This window comes from Streptomyces sp. NPDC017940 (genome assembly GCF_044328435.1).
In the GTDB taxonomy this organism is placed as follows: domain Bacteria; phylum Actinomycetota; class Actinomycetes; order Streptomycetales; family Streptomycetaceae; genus Streptomyces.
Map to the genome: position 1 here is coordinate 218,925 of NZ_JBIRHJ010000005.1, position 15,200 is coordinate 234,124.

The following is a 15,200-nucleotide window of genomic DNA, read 5'->3' on the forward strand; positions in this document are numbered from 1 at the left end:
TGGGCGAAAGCCCGACCACGGCCCCGGATCGTTGATGACTTAGAGCCCCTGACCACCGCCGACCACGAGGCACACGATGAAGATCACCTTCCTGCTCTACAACGCTTACGGAATCGGTGGCACGATCCGTGCGACGACCAACCTCGCCGGCGCCCTCGCCGAACGCCATCAGGTGGAGATCGTCTCCTGCTACCGCACCGCGGACCGCATGAGCCTGCCCGTCGACCCCCGCGTGCGCGTGCACGACCTCGTGGACCTGCGGCCCACCTCCCGGCACTACGCCGGTGACGACAGCGACCAGCGGCTCCCCGGCACGGTCTGCCCGCACGACGCGCCGTACACGAGCAAGACACCGCCGAGCCGGCTCGGCGAGCAGCGGCTCGCCGACTTCCTGCACTCCACGGACAGCGACGCCGTCATCGCCACCCGCCCCTACCTGGTCTGCTTCCTCGCCGACCGCGCTCGCACCGGCTCCTACCTGCGCATCGGCCAGGAACACCTCACCCACGCCTTCCACCGCGAGAAGCTGCGCAGCGACCAGGACGCCGCCATCGCCAAGCTCGACGCCTTCGTGACCGTCTCCGAAGGCGACGCACACGCCTACCGGGCCGCCCTGCCGAACGCCCCGACCCGGCTCACCCACATCCCCAACTGCTGCCCCGCGCCCCGCGCCGAGGCGGCCACCGGCGCCTCCCGAACCGTCGTCGCCGCGGGCCGCCTGATCCCCGTCAAGCGCTACGACCGCCTCGTCACCGCCTTCGCCAAGGTCGCCGCCCAGCACCCCGACTGGACCCTGCGCATCTACGGGCGCGGCCGGGAGCGCGCCAAGCTCCTCCGTCGCGTCGACGAGCTCGGCCTGCACGGCCGCGTGCTGCTGATGGGCCCCCACACCCCCATCGACACCGAGTGGGCCAAGGGAGCCATCGCCGCCGTCTCCAGCTCCACCGAGTCGTTCGGCATGACCATCGTCGAGGCGATGCTCCTGGGCGTCCCGGTCGTCTCCACCGACTGCGACTACGGCCCCCGGGAGATCATCAACGACGGCGTGGACGGCGTCCTCGTCCCCACCAGCGGGTCGGTCGAGGACAATATCGCCGACGCCCTGAGCCGCCTCATCGAGAACGACACCGAACGCCTCCGCATGGCCGAGGCGGCCCGCCACTCCGCCCGCCGCTACCTCCCCGACCACATCGCCCGCCAGTACGAGGCACTCCTCGCCGACCTGCGCCCGCGCCTCACCGCAAGCACCACCCCGCCGCCCTCCCGCCCTCGCCCCGAGCACACCGCCCGGACGCTGCGCCGGCGAGCGGGAGTCCTCGCCGAACGGCTCGGTGTCGCCGCCCGGCTCGGCAAGTCCCTGCCCCCCACCACGGTCGACTGCCGCGTCGCCCCGGACGGTTCGCTGCTCTTCCGCACCCCGACCCGCGATCTCCCGGGCGGGCCCTGGCAGTTGGTGCTGCGGCTCCGCGGCGACGAGACGCTCGATACGGAGATGCGACTCCCCTTCCGCCACAGCTCCGCACCCGAGAGAGCCGCCGACGCCGCCCCCGCCGCGAACCTGGTCCTCCAGCGCAGTGGCCCCCCGCTGACAGAAGGCCGCTGGGACGTCCACCTCCAGCAAGGCACCGACGGCCGCATCCGACGCGTCCACGCCGGCCTGGTGGAAACCAGCCGTCTCCTCGACTCCCCCCTACCGCACCCGTCCGGAGCGGGCTCAGTCGGCGTCATCCCGTACGTCACCAAGAACGGCTACCTCGCGCTGCGCGCCTGGCACCGTCCCGAGCACGCCGAGATCCACACCGTCGCCACCACCCCGGACGGCATCGCGCTCGAAGGCACCCTGCACGGCGTCGGCGTCCGCTCCAACCGCTACCGGCTCACGGCCCGCCTGCGCGGCAGCGACGACCTCTGCGTCCACACCTCGTGCCACGCCGACGGGACCGGCGCCTTCCACGCCGACCTGCCCCTGCACCGCCTGGCCGAGCACCACCGCAAGCGCAACGCGGTATGGGACATCCACCTCACCCCGCACGACGCACCGGGCCCCGCCATCCGGCCCGCCCGCCTCTCCGGCGACAGCGCGACACACCCAGGCGTCACCACCTTCCCCACCGCCCGGCACACGGTCCCCGGTGGCGTCCTGACGGCCCAGCCCTACCTCACGGTGCACAACAACCTCGCGCTGAAGGCAGCGTTCCAGGCCGTGACCGCGCTGTGAGCACCCCTTGCCGCACGTCACCGACGGCGGACGGTTCTCAGCCGAAGTCGTCGGGGACGATACGGAGTTTCTGCGCGATGCGCGTGAGCGCCTTCTGGTCGGCGGTGCTGAGCGAGTCGAGGACGACGCGGCGTACGGCGCGCAGGTGGGTGGGCGCCGCCAGGTGCACGGTGTCGAAGCCGGCGTCGGTGAGTTCGGCGAGGGTGTAACGGCCGTCGGCCGGGTCCGGTGTCCGTACGACCCAGCCGCGCTGTTCACAGCGTTTGACGACGTTGGACAGGCGGGAGAGCGATCCGCTGGCGAGGAAGGCGAGTTCTCCCATCCGCAGCTTGCGCTGCGGGGCCTCGGAGAGGTGGCTGAGTACGAGGTACTCGAACAGGGTGAGGCCGTGCTCCTGCCGCAGCGGCGACTCCAGCTTGCCGGGCAGCAGCAGGACCAGGGAGATCATCCCCGTCCACGCCGCCTTCTCCTGCTCGTCGAGCCACCGCAGCTCCTCGTCGTCGTCCTCACGTATGCCCGTATCTCCCTCGTGTGCGCCCGTATCGTCCCCACGTACGTGAACGTCCGTATCGTCCGCGCGTACGCCTGTCCCGCTCATGGGATCTCCCTTACTCATCGTGGATCTTCCCGCCTCTCCAGCGACACCTGTCATCACTTTACGGTTGAAGTCATTGCGTGCTAGCTTCACTTTACGCGTGAAGTCATACGCGAGGAAGCGCGCCTCTATCGACAGGAACAGGGAGCATCATGAGCACCGTTACCTTCGGCATCACTCCGGGCTTCGGCGAGAAGCTGCACGAGGCCCTCGGCTACAGCGGGGCCGTCCGCGTCGGCGACCGGGTCGAGATCTCCGGTCAGGCCGGAGTGGACGACGACCTGGTCGTCCCCGACTCGCTGGCGGACGAGATCGTCCTTGCTTTCGACAACGTGGAGCGCACACTCGCCACGGTCGGCGCGACGTGGAAGGACGTCATCCACGTCAACTCCTACCACAAGGTCGCACCGGGAGACGACGCCATCGGCGACGACCACAACACCGTCATGGCCGAGCAGTTCCGCCGTCGCCTCGACGGCCGCGCGCCGATCTGGACCGAGACCGGCGTCACGGTCCTCGGCCTCCCCGCCATGCGGGTGGAGATCCGCGTCACCGCCATCGTCGGCTCTGGAAACTGAAGCAGCACATCCAGCGGGCGAACCGGGGGACACGATGGGCCTGGTCGGCGGAACCCGCGGTGGCTGCGGCCAGGGTAGCGGTCGAATTCGGCAGGTCGGCGAGCGCGGTGAGGAGCCGTCCCCACCGGCGCAAGCGGGTGAGCGCGAGGCTCACGTCCTGCCCGACCAGGGCGCGCAGCCGAGCCGGGGTCGGGTGCCCGGCGGTTTCGGGCGGCGCGGCGAGCCGCTGGTCGATACGCGCTGAGTTCGGACGGAACGCTGCCGGACCCCAGCGCGCCGCCTCGACGCCGTCCGTACCGGACAGTTGGGTTGATGCGCGGCATACGCGAACAGGGGGTGGCGCATGCGTCGAGGTTCGTGGCGGCGGTTGATCGCCGCCGTGTGGGCCGTCGTCGTGCTGTCCGGCGGGCTCTTGACGCTGTATCTCCAGGGCAGTGGCAGTACAGCGAGCGAGCCGAGCCGTCCACCGGTGAGGTCCTCGGTATGGCCGGACCCGAGTGAAACTCTGCCGTGCCCCGGCCGTACCGAGGACCCGGACGATGCCACACTGATTGCGTGCGCGTTCCCGCGCGGGAAGTAGTCGGCCGGACTTCCGCGGGTCCGCTTCGAGGCTTCGTGGCTCGGAACTCTGCCCCCGCTCGGTGCCCAGGAGCAGCACAGCGGATCGGGTGCGAGCCCTATCCGGTAGTCGGCGGCACGGATGCCCATGTCTGCGACTTACTCCAACCAATTTTCGATGACCCGGTCACCTAGGCTGCACCACGCGGGGAACGGAGGCACTGCTCGGCGAGAGCCCGCCTCCTGTCCGAAACGCTCAGCGAGAGGCATGTGGCCCAGGGGTGTGGGGAGTTCGGGTCGGACGGGCGTTGCAGTCGGCTCCCGGGCCGGGGGCGTTTCAGCGGGTGAACCATTCCGTGCACGCGGCGGTCAGCGCATCGGCCCGGTCCCAGGAGCCGCCGATGAGGTCGCCGGTGCCGTCGGGCAGGGAGCGTCGGCCCGTACCCGGACCGGATCGCCTGCTCCGGCCGATCTCGAGTGCGGCGCGAGCGACGGCGGCCGGTGCGGCACAGCCACTGACCGGCAGCGCGTACTCACGCGCCAGGCTGCCGTCGTCGTTGGGCTCGCTGCACTGCCACAGCGGCCCGCTCTCCGGGCCGTCTGCCAGCCATCTCCAGATCAAATCCAGACCGTTGGGCCACTCCCCGCTGGGCGGCGCGGACGGGCCGTCGCGGTCGTGCGCCGGGCACGGATCGACCCTGATCTCGGCGTAGAGGTAGCCGTGCGAGTCCTTGTCCGGGCACCCCCAGGCCCGGGGGCAGGCGCGAACACGGAGGTGAGCGGCTTCCAGTGCCTCGACCACAGCTTGGACGTACGCGCTGTGGGGCAGGCCGGCCGTCGCCTCCGAAACGGCTGTCCGGGTCAGTCCGTCGGCGTGCAGGTTGCTCTCATGGGGACCCACTGCGTTCCCTTCGATCGTGTGAGAGGCCTGACCGGAGCAGTCGAAGAGCTCCAACGCCGCGTCGCTCACATGCCGTTTTCCCCATGAACGCTACCGGGCCCCCGGGTGATTCCAGCGCTCGACGAGTCCCCCGCTTGCCACCGCACCGGGATCGGGCGGCACGCCGGGGGCGAGCGGAGTCTCACTCCTTCAGGCAGTAGAAGTGGATCGGTGAGTTCGACTTGAACCCGATACGCGGATACACGGGGGCCCCTGCGACGGTCGCGTGCAAAGTGGCGCGGGTCAGCCCGGTGGCACGCGCCCCCTCGTGCAGCGCCTTGCGCGTGACCGCCTCGCCGTAGCCCCTGCGCTGCCACTCCGGGTCGGTGGCCACGAAGGCGACGAAGAGGCACCCCCGCACCGCGACCGTAGCGGCGCACGCCACCGGGACGTCGCCCCGCATGCCCAGATAGGCGTACATCTCGCTCTTCCAGTGCGCGGATCCGACCAGGCCGTCGCGGCCTTCCTCCACGGGGAACCCGTACGCGCGCGACTGGAGGTCAGCGTAGGCCCGCAGGTGCTCGTCGGTACGTACGCGTACGAACGTCAGGTCGGGGTGGACGGGGTCGGGGATCGGCAGCAGGTCTCCGGCCATGCCCCGCCCGGGGAAAGCGTATTGCAGGCCTGCCCGCTCGGCCGCCGTGGCCAGCGCGGCGCGAGCCTCGGCGTCCAGGAGGTCCTCGAAGAGCCACAGGAAGCCCGGGTGCTTCTTTCCGCGCATGATGTCGGCTGTCTCGCGCAGGCGCTGTGCGACGAGATCGGCCCCTGCCCCCGTGTCGGTCAGGGTGACGCAGTTGTAGAACGCGAACCGGCAGTCGGCCCAGCGGACGGCGATGCCGGGGAGGTCGCGCACATCCGCGTCCGCGTCGCGGTCGAGCACCAGGGCACGCCAGGCCACGGCGAGCTGCTGTGCCGATTCGATGGATGCCGTGAGGTCGGACACCGTACTCCCATGGATGGTCGGGTCGTTGAGGTCGGGCGGTTCCGGCGCCCTCCGCCGGGAAGCGTACGTGCGGCCCGCCGTGCCGCCGTCGTCAGATGATGCCTTCGAACTGCTTGTCCTCGGTGGGGGAGCTGGAGCGGGGCACATGGTAGGAGCCGCGCCCGAAGCGCCGCCACAGGGCGGCTATGAGGAAGGCCACCACGACGGCTACGGGGGTGTAGTTGAAGGTGCTGGCGGTGACCGGGCTGCTCTGCGGCAGCAGGAACAGCACCGTGACGGCGGCCGCCCACACCACCGCGACCCAGCCGATCGGCCGGCTCCAGCGGCCCAGGTGCCAGGGCCCCGGGGTGAACCGGTCGCGGTGGAGCAGTCGCAGCAACACCGGGATGGCGTAGGCCGAGGTGAACCCCACGACGGAGATGGCGGTCACCGCCGCGAACGCCGTGGAGGAGTACAGGGACGGGAGCGCCAGTACGAACGCCACGGCGACCGCGAGCCAGACGGCGTTGGCGGGGATGGCGGTGCGGCTGACCTTCTTCCAGAGCCCCGATCCGGGCAGGGCGCCGTCCCGGGCGAAGGCGTAGATCATCCGACTGGCGCTGGCGGTCACGGTGTAGCCGCACAGGAACTGGGCCACGATGATCACAAGGAGCAGGGCCTTGGCCGCCGCCATGCCGAGCGCGTCCAGGAGGATCTGCGCCACGGGTACACCGGTCGGGCCGTCCAAGGTCGTGGTGTAGTCCTGGATGGCGAAGAGCAGCGTGGTCAGCAGGATGCCGCCGGCGATCCAGGACACCGCCACCGAGCGGAAGACCCCGCGGGCCGCGGCGACGGAGGCGTGGTGGGTCTCCTCGCTCAGATGGGCTGAGGTGTCGTAGCCGGCCAGGGCGAAGACCGGGAGGAGCATGCCCAGCAGGATCACGTACACCGGGGCGCTCCAGCCGGTGTTGTTGGTGAACTCGGTGAAGACGAAACCGGCCGACTGGTGGTGGGAGGGCGTGAGCGCCAGGGAGCCGATGATGACGACGGCTCCCGCCAGGTGCCACCACGCGCTCAGGGACGTCAAGATGTTCATGAGCCGGGTGCCGAAGAGGTTGAGGACCGCGTGCAGGGCGAGGATGACCGCGTACAGGGCGAGCAGGGAGCCCGGGGTCGGCGTGTAACCGAATTGCAGGTTCATCCACGCGGCGGTGAAGGTCGCGATGCCGTAGTCCTGGGCGGCGATGCCGCCGAGCAGGCCCAGGAGGTTGAGCCAGCCGGTGTACCAGCTCCAGCGCTCGCCCCCGAGCTGACGGGCCATGTAGTACAGGCCGCCGCTGGTGGGGTAGCGGGAGGTGATCTCCGCGAGAGCAGCGGCCAGGCACAGCACCAGCGGCCCGACAGCGAGCCACCCCCAGGTGATCACCGCGGGGCCGCCCGAGTTCAGGCCGTAGCCGAACAGCAGCAAGGTCCCCGACATGATCGAGATGACGGAGAGGGACGCGGAGAAGTTGCCGAACGCCCCCATCCGGCGGTGCAGTTGCTGGGTGTAGCCCAGCGACTGGAGGATGCGTGCGTCCTCCCCGTCGTCGTTGGCGGGGATCGGTCGCTGGTGTTGTGTTCTTGCCGAAGTCATGGGTTCTCCGCACAGGGAAGCTGGAAGAAGGGGTGCGGGCGGGGTGGCTGCCGGGCCGTCGGCGGGACGTCCTGGGCGCCCGCCCGTGGGGCCGGGCCGGCAGTCAGGTGTGTTTCCCCGTGTGCCGCGGGTGGGATCTCAGACAGGCGTCGCGGTCCTCCTCGAATGCCTTCCGCCACTGGTCCTTGGGATACCGGGCGTCGTACTGCCACGGGGCGGGCGTGGCGAAGTCGCCGATGGCGTCGAACACTTCGGTCGCCCACCCGGGGAAGCCGCCCCTCGTCAGGGTGTAGGCGAGGTAGTTGAGGTCCTGCTGGGAACTGGCAGCCGGATCGCACTGCTGGAACCACCCCTCGTACGCTCGCGTGATGGCGCGGGTGGTGTCCTCTCTGGTCCACAGCAGGTTCAGCGCGACCTCGGCGCCCTTGTCCCGGCGCTCGCGGTGCTCCTGCACCCGGGCGTAGAGGGGCAGCAGGAGCAGCGGCGAGTCGGACGGAGCGAAGGAGACCGTCCAGCGGGCGAAGTCCACCGCGACCGCCTGGCGGCCCGCGGGACCCGGGCGGGCCTGGAGCGCCTGGGACATGCGGTGCCACGCCTCGCGGTTGAACGGATCCCGGCGGTGCACTTCGCCGAGGAGCCCCCACGGGCCGCGGGGCAGCAGGTACTCGTGCGGTGGCGGAGCCATGTGATGCTCCGGGTGGCGTTCCGTCGTGTCCGTCTCGGCGAGGGCCAGGCGGCAGAGCCAGGGCACCGAGTCGTGGGGGTTGTCCTCCGCCGCCCTGTGGCAGGCCTGCCGGGCCCGGTCCGCCAGTTTCTCCAGGTCCCGCGCGTGCTGGGTGTCGTGGGTCCCGTGTCTGCGGTGGGCTTGCAGGACCCGCTCGGTGGCGACCCTGGCGTACATCACCCGGGCGGCGAGGCTCCCCGGTTCCTCCTTCAGCCACAGCTCCACGACGTTGGTCTGCGCGGCGGCGACGCCGAGGACCTGGGTGCGGGACGTCCACTGCGGCCAGCTCTCGGTCCGTGCCAGGACCTGACGCATCTGCATCCAGTAACCCGCCTGGATGTCCTGCACGGCCGCATAGAGGTCCCTGTCCCGGCCTGCGGGGCTCGCACCCGCCATCAGTGCCCCCTTCGGCCGGTCGGGCACGGGGCGGAACGCACCCGGCGGCGCACGGTACGGCGCGGCAGGCCGCGGAGGCTCACGCCGAAGGGCCGACCCTTCCGCGCGCGGCGTCTTGACGCCCTGGGCGCCTTCACTGAGCACGACACCGAACGGTGTGCGCTGGCGGCCATAGGTGGAGGACCCCTCGAACAGATGGGACAGGGTGGCACGGTCGTGCCAAGGACAGCTGCACGGGCTGACGGGCAGGTCGGAGACGACCGCCGGTGCAGCATCCGGCTGCGGCCGTCGCCCTTGGCTAGTGCGAATGCCTGACAGGTACTTAAGTGCCTGGAGAGGCGCATGACCAGAGAATCCCAAGATTGTCCCGTTGCTCGGGCGTGGGTTTCGGCCATGCGGCGGGCGAGCGTCGCCATCCGTGACCGGACCCCTCGGGCACAGCACTCGGACGGCGCGCCGCGGCGGCGCCGGATCCGCTCGGGCTGGCCGGACCGCGATTCCTCGGCACGGGTGAGGGCCGCGGGGTCGGGCGGCGAGATCGTGCGTCGGCGCCGTCGAGTTGGCGGGATGCCCTGCGGCGGTCCTCCTCGGGGCGGCGACGCCGCACCATCGCCCGGCGATACATCACCGTAACGCCCCTTCTGCGGTGGTCGAGTTGTGCACGTTGCGGTGTGCCGAGGGTGTGCAGGGTCGTACGGGACCTCTGTGTTCCGGCGTGCACCGGTACTGCGGTGACGGCTTCCGAGACGCTGGATCATTCGGCCAGTTCGGTGCGGTGGTCACTTTCTGTGATCACGTGACATCGTGGCGGAATCGCGAGGGGGTGTGGGAGGAGCGGGCGAGGCGGAGGGCTTGTCCGGCTCACGAACGGGGGTCACGGAGCGACGAGGACCTTCAGGGCCTCGCGGTCGGCCATCGCGCGGTAGCCTCCGGGTGTCCCGTCGAGGCCGGTGGTGTGGTCGAAGACCGTGCCGGGCTCGACGCGGCCCTCCAGGACGTCGGGGAGCAGTTCGTCGATGTAGGCACGGACAGGGGCGACACCGCCGGTGAGGGTGATGTTCCGGAAGAAGTCGCGGGCGCCCGACGCCACCTGCGCGTACTGGGGTACACCGACGCGGCTGACCACTCCGCCGTCGCGGACGACGGCGAGGGCCGTGTCGACGGCCTCGGTGAGGCCGACGCACTCCAGCACCGTGTGAGTGCCGTCGCCGCCGGTCAACTCGCGGACCCGCTCGACGCCTTCCGCGCCGCGTTCGGCGACCACGTCGGTGGCGCCGAAGGTGCGGCCGAGGCCCGTGCGGCCAAGGTGGCGCCCCATGAGGACGACACGCTCCGCGCCGAGCCGCCTCGCGGCAAGCACCGCGCAGAGACCGACCGCTCCGTCACCGATGACGGTCACCGTCGTACGGGGGCTCACGCCCGCGGTCACCGCGCAGTGGTGACCGGTGGGGAAGACGTCGGTGAGGGTCAGCAGGGAGGGCAGCAGCGCGGTGTCCGCGCCCGGCGGCAGCTTGACGAGTGTGCCCCGTGCCTGCGGCACCCGCACGGCTTCGCCCTGGCCGCCGTCGACGCCGTCCGCGGCCCACAGGCCGCCGTGACGGCAGGAGGTCTGTAGTCCTTCCTGGCAGAAGTCGCAGGTGTTGTCGCACCAGACGAAGGGCGCGACCACCAGGTCCCCTCGGCGCAGTCCGTCGGCCTCGGCCCCGGTCTCCTCGACGACGCCGAGGAACTCGTGGCCCATGCGCGTGCCTTCCTCGGAGACCGGCATGGAGCGGTACGGCCACAGATCGCTGCCGCAGACACTCGCGCGCAGCACCCGCACCACCGCGTCGCCCGGATGCTGGATCCTCGGGTCGGGCACCTCCTCGACGCGTACGTCACCGGCACCGTGCATCACGATCGCTCGCATGTCGTGTCATCTCCTCCGTCGCTACTCCCGCGCCTGCTCTCGGTGTTCCCTGTCGGTCCCTGGGGCGGGGGAAGGAACGAGCGCGGGCCTTCGGTCCGTGCTCGGCGGTCACCCCGCCCTGCGCATCAGCTCGTCCAGCGCTTCATCGGTATGGACGCGGAGCCTGCGCAGGTCCGGAAACGTGTCCCGGTCCGCGGTGATCGTCAGGTGGAGGCGGCCGTTGGAGGAGTACGCGGCCATGAAGAGCGCCGTTCCGTGGCAGAGGCTCCCGAGGGCGTAGACCGCCTTGAGGGGCGCGCCGAGGAAGTACGACGGCCGTCGGCGGCCCGGCACGTTGGACACCACCACGTTGTACGGGGGTGGGACCCGGCCCGCCAGACCGACGAGGTGCTGGAGGGCCAGGGGAACACTGATGTGTGCTCCGTGGCGCTCGGCCGCGGACCGCGACATGGCGCGCAGGTCCGACTTGGCCCTGTCGCTCGCCCCGGCTATCCGGCGCAGGCGTTCGACGGGGTCGGCCACGTCGGTCGCCAGGTCGATCACCATGAGGGTGAAGGCGTTGGCCGCGCGCAGGTCGGTCGGCTCGCGGACCGACATCGGGACACCGGCCGAGAGGCTGTGCCTGGGCAGGTCGCCCCGGCCGTCCAGGTAGGCACGCAGGCCGCTGCCGCACACCGCGAGGAGGACCTCGTTGACGGTCGCTCCGCCGGCCCCGGCCACGGTGTGCAGCCGGTCGAGGTCGTAGCTGCTCATCGCCACGGTCCTCGCGGGGCCGATACGGCCGTTCAGGACCGACGGTGTGGCGGCCGAGGGCAGGACGCGCCGCCGTCGCCGCCGTCGGCCGGGGCTCTCGTCCGGCTCGCCCGGGAGCGGGGCGGTGACCGTCCTTGGCGCCTCGTCCGGCAACCCGGCCGGTGCGGGCGTCGGGACCACACCCCACAAGGGACGCATCGCATCGTCCGCCGGGTCGGTGCTCAGCATGTACCGCAGCCTCCGCAAGCAGCCCTCGCCGTCCAGGAGCGCGTGGTGGAACTTGAAGTACAGGGCGAAGTGCTCGTCGGCCGACGCGTTCAGTCCGCCGATGAGGTGCAGTTCCCACAGGGGGCGCGCCGGATCGAGCGGGCTCGAGTGCAGCAGGGAGACGGCGCGTGCGAGTTCGTTCATGTCGCCCGGCGGGCGCAGTGTGTGGCACCGCACGTGGTGGCGGAGGTCGATCGCGCTGTCCGCCACCACTTCCCAGGCGCGTGCCAGCCACGGTGCGCGGCGGCGCGGGAGGCGGTAGTTGAAGGGCGGCGCGACGGCCTGTGCGGCACGCATCCGCCACAGTGTCCGTCCCAGGTGGCCGGGTTCGGCGCCGTGCGGCAGCCCGAGCGTGGCCACGAACGCGACGTGCTGGCGGGTGCGGGGCGTGTCGAAGGCGAGGAACATCCGGTCCCTGCCGCCGATGGTCGTGGCGATCCCGCTGCTCGTGGTCATGGCGCTCCCGGTGTCGCTGCCCTGATCATGTCGGTCATGAGGTGGATGTCCGCCAGCGCGTCCGCACCGCTGGTGACCGGTCGGGCGGCCGTGGTGACGCAGTCGTGGAAGTGCCGGAGCTGGGCCCGGAACGGCTCGTCGTAGGAACCGCTGACCGTCTGTTCGACGACGCTCCCGAGGGTCTCGGCCGCCGAGCTGCACGCCCGCCCCGCCGCGGCCGTGCCGTCGCTTGCGTCACGTACCGCCGCGGCCGTGTCGTCATGGGTGACGCGTACCGTCGACGGCGTGTGGCGGAGAAAGGGGTTGGAGACGTTCACCGCGACGATCCTGTCGGTCCCCCACACCGTGAGCTCCTCCTCGAACCGCCGTACGGACGTGGCCCCGCACTGGACCACGGTCCGGAAGCCGTCCTCGTACTGGAGCAGGGCGCCGAAGACGCTCCCGTCGGGCGAGACATGCGCCTTGATGGAGTCGGGAGAGCCGGGGAACGCCGCCCGGTAGAGGTTGATGTCGTGGCTCCACACGCCGAACATGTTCATGTACGCGGTGAAGACCGTGTCGCCGAGCGGGCCGAGTTCGCGCAGCACCTTCGGTCGCCGCCCGTCGGCTTCGGGAGTTGTTACGGGCTCCGCCGGGCGGTCGAAGGTCGCGACCTGCGGCACGATCCAGTTGCCGTGGTCCGGTCCGACGACGATGTGCACCCGCGCCATCAGGGGCTTCTCGATCCGCCCGATCTCCTCGAGACCCCGCCGCACGCCGCTGTCATGGCGCTTCATGTACCCGACCATCAGCTTCGCCCCGGTGCGCCGGGAGACGGCCACCAGTCGGCGGGCCTCCGCCTCGGTGTAGCACAGCGGCTTCTCCGTGAAGGTGTGCTTGCCGCGCTCCAGCGCTGTCAGCGCCACCTCGAAGTGGTCCCGGTCGAGTACGAGGACGGCGTCCATGTCGGGGTGGGCGTCGAGCATCCGCTCGCACGACCCGTAGGTGTGCGGCACCCCGAAACGCGCTGCGACGCGCCGCGCCAGGTCCTCCACCCGGTCGCACACGGCGACCGTCGTGAAGCGGTCCCGCAGTTCGGTCAGATACGGCAGGTGCATCAGCTGCGCGATCATGCCGCAGCCGACGACACCCACGCGGGCCCTTCGCGTCATCGCCCCTCCGTTCCGGATCGCTCGTCGCCGCCGCTGCTGTGGGCGCCGCCGCTGCTGGGGTCGTGGCCACTGCCCGTGTCGCGGCGGCCGCCCGTGTCGTGACGGCTCCCTGTGTCGTGGTGACTCCCCGTACCGCGGCGGCCGCCCGTGTCGCGGCGGCTCCCCGTGCCGTCGCCGCTGCCCGGCGGGCGCTCCTCCGTGGCCACGCGTCGCAGCACCTCCTCGGCTCCTGCCGCCCCCGGCCGGGCGGCGGCGTGCCAGCAGGCGCCACGTACGGCGGCGGGCACGTTCGCGTCCGCGACGAACGCGCAGCGGACCCCGGTGCCGGGCGGCACCCAGTCGGCCAGGGAGTCCCCGACCATCACGACCCGGTGCCCCGCACGGGCGAGTTCGGCCAGCACGCGGCGCTTGCCGGAGCGCAGCGGCACACAGGAGTGGACGCCGAGATAGGAGTGGCAGGGTGCCGCGTCGACGGTGAGGCGTGCCCCGGCACGGCGGCCCCAGCAGGTCAGGGACCGGGCCCAGGCGGTCACCGGGTCCGGTGGCGCGAAGACACTGACGGACGACCGCCGGTTCGCCCCGAAGGCCCACGCGTCCCCCGGCGGTCTGCCACCGCCGAATTCGGGCCCGACGACGTCCTCGCTCTGCCGCAGTCCCGCCACCCGCGCCCAGCGGGACACCACCGCGCGGACGGCCGCGCGGTGCGGGAAGGGCCGCGTCGGCCGAAGGCGCCCGTCCCAGGCGACGACGGCGCCGTTCTCCGCTACGACGGGGAACCGGCCGGGCGGGCCCAGACCGATGTGGTGGCCGAGGGCCAGCAACTGTTCCAGCGGCGAGTCCGAGCACAGTCCCACGCACACCCCCGCCCCGTGTGCGAGCGAGACGGCGCGGGCGAGGCGGTCGGCGGTGCGCGGCGGGGGCGGCCCGGGGGTGTCGTGCGGGACCAGGGTGCCGTTAACGTCGAGCAGGACGACGGTGCCGCCCGGTGTGCTCTCCGGGCCCGTCACGGCAGGAGCCTCCTCGCGGAGGCACGCGCGTGCGCGGCCTCCCAGGAGCGGGCGGTCTCGGTGTAGCGATCGAGACCGGCGCGCAGGGTGTCGACGGCTGTCAGGACGGGGGTGTCCGGCGAGGCCATGTCCAGGGAGCACAGCAGGCGGGCCACTGAGGGGTTCAGGTGGCGTACCCGTACGGGGACGCGGAGCTGTCGTTCGACGCGTGCGTAGAAGCGGGCGTTGGCCGTGAGCATCGCGAGGGCGAAGGGGCGGTCGTGGTGGGCGTCGCGCAGGCCGACACGCGCCGCGGTGCGCACGAAGGGCAGCCAGTAGGGGGCTCGCCCCCAGGTGCCGTCGGGGAGGAGTACGGCAAGTCCCGAGACGCCGAGCAGGAAGTTCCTCGGATCGGCGAGACTGATCCGGGCGGCGGCGCCCTCCCGTTCATCGGGGTACCGGTAGGCGATGACGGGGGTGACGGGCACTCCCGTGACGGCTCGCCGCAGCCGCTCCGTGGTACCGAACTGGATGCCCGAGACGATCCTGCTCACCGTGATGTCGGCCGTGTGCAGCAGCCGCACCGCCGCGCCGACGGTTTCCGCGGTGCAGATGTCGTCGTCGAGGAGCGTGCAGCTGCCACCGCCCCACCGGGCGCGCAGAGCGCCCAGTTGTTCGCCGATGGCGCGCGCTCCCGGTCTCGCCACGAGGCCGACGGAGCGTGTACCGCCGAGCAGGAAGCCGCGGGAGAGCCGCAGCGGGGCGACGGCGCGCCGCACCAGCGGGTCGAGGCTGATCACTCTCCCGCCGCCGCCCGCGCTGTGCCGCACGGCGCGTTCGAGCGCGGACGCGTCGACGAGGTGGAACTCGGCCCGCTCCGGCCGGTCGGCGGCCGCGTGCAGGGCGGCGCGTACCTCCGCCTGGAAGCGCTGGTAGCCCGTCGTCAGGGCGGCGGCGAGCGTGGCGGCGGCGCAGTCGGTGTCCCGGGCGATCCAGGCGGTGAGCCGGCGGACGCAGTAGTGCGTGTCGTCGCGCATGACGACGGTGAACGGCGCCGGTGCCGGTGCCGGCGGCGCCATCGTATGGAGTGATCCCGGGTCGGGGGCCAGGG

12 protein-coding genes are annotated in these 15,200 nt (G+C 71.7%); 2 read left to right on the forward strand and 10 right to left on the reverse strand.

The genetic code is table 11. From position 1 onward, the window contains the following. The first annotated feature begins 76 nt into the window (after positions 1–76). Entirely contained in the window at positions 77–2,218 is a 2,142-nt protein-coding gene (locus ACH4DX_RS19145) for a glycosyltransferase family 4 protein (RefSeq protein WP_398155963.1), read from the forward strand. Positions 2,219–2,255: 37 nt separating this feature from the next. Here ACH4DX_RS19145 and ACH4DX_RS19150 read toward each other — a convergent pair whose 3' ends face one another. Beyond that, entirely contained in the window at positions 2,256–2,816 is a 561-nt protein-coding gene (locus ACH4DX_RS19150; RefSeq protein WP_398155964.1) for a MarR family winged helix-turn-helix transcriptional regulator, read from the reverse strand. 149 nt (positions 2,817–2,965) lie between these two features. On the opposite strand from ACH4DX_RS19150, the gene ACH4DX_RS19155 reads away from it, so the two are divergent. Beyond that, positions 2,966–3,391 (forward strand): Rid family hydrolase, encoded by a 426-nt coding sequence (locus ACH4DX_RS19155; protein ID WP_398155965.1) that lies wholly within the window; start codon positions 2,966–2,968, stop codon positions 3,389–3,391. A gap of 895 nt (positions 3,392–4,286) precedes the next feature. Here the strand turns inward: ACH4DX_RS19155 and ACH4DX_RS19160 are convergent. The 9 genes from ACH4DX_RS19160 to ACH4DX_RS19200 all read right to left on the reverse strand — a co-directional run bounded on the left by ACH4DX_RS19160 (position 4,287) and on the right by ACH4DX_RS19200 (position 15,168). Then, positions 4,287–4,919 (reverse strand): hypothetical protein, encoded by a 633-nt coding sequence (locus ACH4DX_RS19160; protein ID WP_398155966.1) that lies wholly within the window; start codon positions 4,917–4,919, stop codon positions 4,287–4,289. 112 nt (positions 4,920–5,031) lie between these two features. Continuing rightward, positions 5,032–5,832, reverse strand: a complete 801-nt coding sequence (locus tag ACH4DX_RS19165; RefSeq protein WP_398155967.1) for a GNAT family N-acetyltransferase — start codon at positions 5,830–5,832, stop codon at positions 5,032–5,034. A 91-nt stretch (positions 5,833–5,923) separates the two neighbouring features. Continuing rightward, positions 5,924–7,447 (reverse strand): amino acid permease, encoded by a 1,524-nt coding sequence (locus ACH4DX_RS19170; protein WP_398155968.1) that lies wholly within the window; start codon positions 7,445–7,447, stop codon positions 5,924–5,926. Positions 7,448–7,550: 103 nt separating this feature from the next. Beyond that, the gene (locus ACH4DX_RS19175) at positions 7,551–8,567 is read right to left on the reverse strand and encodes a hypothetical protein (protein ID WP_398155969.1); all 1,017 of its coding nucleotides are present in this window, start codon (positions 8,565–8,567) and stop codon (positions 7,551–7,553) included. 874 nt (positions 8,568–9,441) lie between these two features. Beyond that, positions 9,442–10,476, reverse strand: coding sequence for a zinc-binding dehydrogenase (locus ACH4DX_RS19180; RefSeq protein WP_398155970.1), 1,035 nt, complete (start codon positions 10,474–10,476; stop codon positions 9,442–9,444). Positions 10,477–10,584: 108 nt separating this feature from the next. Further along, positions 10,585–11,952 (reverse strand): wax ester/triacylglycerol synthase family O-acyltransferase, encoded by a 1,368-nt coding sequence (locus ACH4DX_RS19185; protein WP_398155971.1) that lies wholly within the window; start codon positions 11,950–11,952, stop codon positions 10,585–10,587. Further along, positions 11,949–13,103: a Gfo/Idh/MocA family protein gene (locus tag ACH4DX_RS19190; RefSeq protein WP_398155972.1), complete on the reverse strand. Its 1,155-nt coding sequence runs from the start codon at positions 13,101–13,103 to the stop codon at positions 11,949–11,951. The genes ACH4DX_RS19185 and ACH4DX_RS19190 overlap by 4 nt, the downstream gene beginning before the upstream one ends. After that, positions 13,100–14,110: a hypothetical protein gene (locus ACH4DX_RS19195; protein ID WP_398155973.1), complete on the reverse strand. Its 1,011-nt coding sequence runs from the start codon at positions 14,108–14,110 to the stop codon at positions 13,100–13,102. Before ACH4DX_RS19195 ends, ACH4DX_RS19190 begins: the two co-directional genes overlap by 4 nt. Then, on the reverse strand, positions 14,107–15,168 hold the full coding sequence (locus tag ACH4DX_RS19200) for a hypothetical protein (protein WP_398155974.1): 1,062 nt from the start codon (positions 15,166–15,168) through the stop codon (positions 14,107–14,109). Before ACH4DX_RS19200 ends, ACH4DX_RS19195 begins: the two co-directional genes overlap by 4 nt. Positions 15,169–15,200 lie beyond the last annotated feature (32 nt).

Coding starts and splice junctions, on each gene's coding strand:
- ACH4DX_RS19145 (WP_398155963.1), top strand. CDS start 77: ATGAAGATCACCTTCCTGCTCTACAACGCTTACGGAATCGGTGGCACG.
- ACH4DX_RS19150 (WP_398155964.1), bottom strand. CDS start 2,816: ATGAGCGGGACAGGCGTACGCGCGGACGATACGGACGTTCACGTACGT.
- ACH4DX_RS19155 (WP_398155965.1), top strand. CDS start 2,966: ATGAGCACCGTTACCTTCGGCATCACTCCGGGCTTCGGCGAGAAGCTG.
- ACH4DX_RS19170 (WP_398155968.1), bottom strand. CDS start 7,447: ATGACTTCGGCAAGAACACAACACCAGCGACCGATCCCCGCCAACGAC.
- ACH4DX_RS19175 (WP_398155969.1), bottom strand. CDS start 8,567: ATGGCGGGTGCGAGCCCCGCAGGCCGGGACAGGGACCTCTATGCGGCC.
- ACH4DX_RS19180 (WP_398155970.1), bottom strand. CDS start 10,476: ATGCGAGCGATCGTGATGCACGGTGCCGGTGACGTACGCGTCGAGGAG.
- ACH4DX_RS19185 (WP_398155971.1), bottom strand. CDS start 11,952: ATGACCACGAGCAGCGGGATCGCCACGACCATCGGCGGCAGGGACCGG.
- ACH4DX_RS19190 (WP_398155972.1), bottom strand. CDS start 13,103: ATGACGCGAAGGGCCCGCGTGGGTGTCGTCGGCTGCGGCATGATCGCG.
- ACH4DX_RS19200 (WP_398155974.1), bottom strand. CDS start 15,168: ATGGCGCCGCCGGCACCGGCACCGGCGCCGTTCACCGTCGTCATGCGC.